The sequence below is a fragment of the Parasutterella secunda genome (assembly GCF_024733725.1).
Classification (GTDB): domain Bacteria; phylum Pseudomonadota; class Gammaproteobacteria; order Burkholderiales; family Burkholderiaceae_F; genus Aphodousia; species Aphodousia faecalis.
In genome coordinates this window covers 1-2,565 of record NZ_JANRHP010000014.1, presented here as the reverse complement: position 1 = coordinate 2,565, position 2,565 = coordinate 1, and the positions used below count along the sequence as shown (strand labels likewise).

Genomic DNA, 2,565 nt, shown 5'->3' with positions numbered 1-2,565 from the left:
TAGTGCGCAATTTTTTGTCGATTGATACTTCTTAATTTGATGCAGGATTTGACTGTTATTTTGGTATTTAAAGTTAGCTTTAAATATTGTTGCTTGTTTCTTTTCTTTGTTGAGTGTTAATAGCTTGGCGGCCGATTGGTATCCATGGGCTACTGATGAATGGATGGTTCCAAGCTCTGCCAATAGCACTTACGACAACTTTTATTGGACATATAACAGCGGAGCAGCAAGTCCATCCTTTATTCTCGGTGGTGCGCATCATTCAAGTGTGAATGTTGGAACCATGAATATTCTAGGTGACTTTGTAATGACCTATGGGCCTGCTTCTTATTTGTTAGCAGAAGGCAACTTTAGATCTTATGCGAAAGGTACTTTAAATATTGGAGGGGATGCTCATATTGAGAATGGGGCGACATTAACAGGAACTGGACCAATTCAAAGTCCAACATTAGAAGCAGTATTAAATGTTAACGGGACAGTTTATTTAAAAAATGGAGGTAAGTTATCTGGTGGTAGTTCAAAAGGAAGTACCAGTACAGTCAATTTTGACATCAATCAATTAATGATTGGTGACAAAAGTACATTTATCACAGGTAATGGGCCAAGCGGAACATTCACTTTTACAGGGAATTTCAACAATATAACCGTTCAATCAGGAGGAACATTTACAGCCCATAACGGGTCTAAGGGTTTGAAATCAACGGTTGTTATCAATAACTCCCTTAATTTGAATTCAGGTTCGAATTTAATAAATTACAGCGGATTAGTTGTTGGATCTAATCGAGATAATTATGTAATCGTAGGCAATACTGTTACATTCGATCATGCCACTGTGACTGAAAACATGAAGCTCGCCCAGGAGCAAGGCACGATCAATCTTGCCGGCAGTGGCTATGTTTTCGCTGACTTCAGTCAAACCGGCGGAGTGTTCACTAACGACGCTGACGTGACTTTTAACGGTGCAAATATCTCTACTGAGGGGCAACTTATTAACACCGGCTCAATCTCGTTTAACGGCGTTAGCGTATTAAATAAACTGATTCAAGGTGACGGAACCGTCAACATCATCGGCGGCACATTCACCACGGATCATTTTGAAGGCGGGAAAGTCAATCTTCAGGATGGTGTCACGACGTTAGCGAGCTTAAACGATAAAGCTCAACACAGTATGACGGGCGGCGAATTGCACATTGGATCGGATGAGATTTTCGGTAGCTTAGGTGTGATGGGCGACGGTGAACTCAACGTCATCGGTTTAAACGCCAAGATACCGGAAGACATCCGAACGACGATGACGGAGTTCTTCAAGAAATACGTTCCCGGTTTCGTCAAGGAAACCCTCGATCAATACGCCACTTTTAACGGCGGAAAGATTGTCCTGAAAGTGGGCTCATTGACTGAAACGCAAGTCGCTGATTTGAAGGCTGCGTTTAAAGAGACGTTTCCAATTTCAATTTTTTAACAGCCGAAACACCAAAAAACAGCCTAGAAGAGTCGTATTTATGTGATGGAAAAGCAACAAAAATTTAAAATTTCAACGGTTGAAACACTAGATATAGCACTTTTAGAAATCGGAGCTATCCTAGAAAAAATTATTCGCTAGAATGACGGTAACAGTCGGTTACCAACTTGTGATTTTTCTTTGAAATCACTTGCGACTGGACAAAAATTTCAACATAACAAGGGTGTGTTGATGACTTTTTGTGCACTAAACAAATACCAAACGGTGATCCGGTTTGCATTTTTATGCAAAAGCCGGAGGTTTTTGTGTACGCATTTTCTGCCTAAGTAAGTTGATTGCTTTGTTCATAGGAAAGATAGAAAACTTTCTCGGTAACTGACTCTCATAAATAACGTTATTTTGAGGGACAGTAAATGGCTCAAGTTAAACAATTGCTCCGCATCTATTTAAAGAGCGGACAAAACATTGAAGTGTGGTTCAACGCTGAAAAACTTAATGAATTGAACCCACAAATCAATAAATTCCTTGAAGAACTAAAGAAAAAAGACAAAGAAAACGAAATCTTTGAGTTTGGAGGGCAACGCCTCATTTTGATTCGTTTAGATGACGTGATTGCCGCGGATGCTATGAGTTTTGAGAAAAAAGAAACTCAAGAGCCCGAGGTCAAGGCGGAATCAAAAGCCTAAGAAGGAATCGTCATGCTTTGGAAAGACCGCTTTATCGATTGCTCTGCTATTGGAACGATCTATTTTGACCGTTCCAGCAAAGGTAAAAAAGGCCGTCATCATGCTTGGCGAGCTGAAATTACCGTCGGTGGCGTGCGTATCCGTAAGCGTTTCCAAAGTTACGACGAATGTGAAAGTTTTCTTATTGAAACAGTGGAATCGAACGAGGGTGCCTATTGGCCCCAAAACTCGGTTCTCAGTTTGAGGAAATCTTTGTATGAATAAAGTTTATAAGACCGTTTGGAACGCTTTACGGCACTGCTTAGTTGTGGTCAGTGAAGCGACAAAATCTGCTTCTCAGCGAGGCAGTACATCTTATGCCAACGGTAGTGAAGTCGGGGTTTCCAGCCCGATGAAGTCCGTTGGATTTAAGCACTC

At 41.0% G+C, this 2,565-nt stretch carries 4 protein-coding genes; all 4 read left to right on the top strand.

The window, feature by feature from the left end; translation table 11 throughout:
• The first annotated feature begins 124 nt into the window (after positions 1–124).
• Positions 125–1,462, top strand: a complete 1,338-nt coding sequence (locus tag NW199_RS08670) for a hypothetical protein (protein WP_258334347.1) — start codon at positions 125–127, stop codon at positions 1,460–1,462.
• A 413-nt stretch (positions 1,463–1,875) separates the two neighbouring features.
• The gene (locus NW199_RS08665; protein ID WP_258334346.1) at positions 1,876–2,148 is read left to right on the top strand and encodes a hypothetical protein; all 273 of its coding nucleotides are present in this window, start codon (positions 1,876–1,878) and stop codon (positions 2,146–2,148) included.
• Positions 2,149–2,160: 12 nt separating this feature from the next.
• The gene (locus tag NW199_RS08660) at positions 2,161–2,412 is read left to right on the top strand and encodes a hypothetical protein (protein ID WP_258334345.1); all 252 of its coding nucleotides are present in this window, start codon (positions 2,161–2,163) and stop codon (positions 2,410–2,412) included.
• Positions 2,405–2,565, top strand: a 161-nt coding sequence (locus NW199_RS08825) for an ESPR domain-containing protein (RefSeq protein WP_373691820.1), incomplete at its 3' end; no start/stop codon positions are given. The genes NW199_RS08660 and NW199_RS08825, both read left to right, overlap by 8 nt.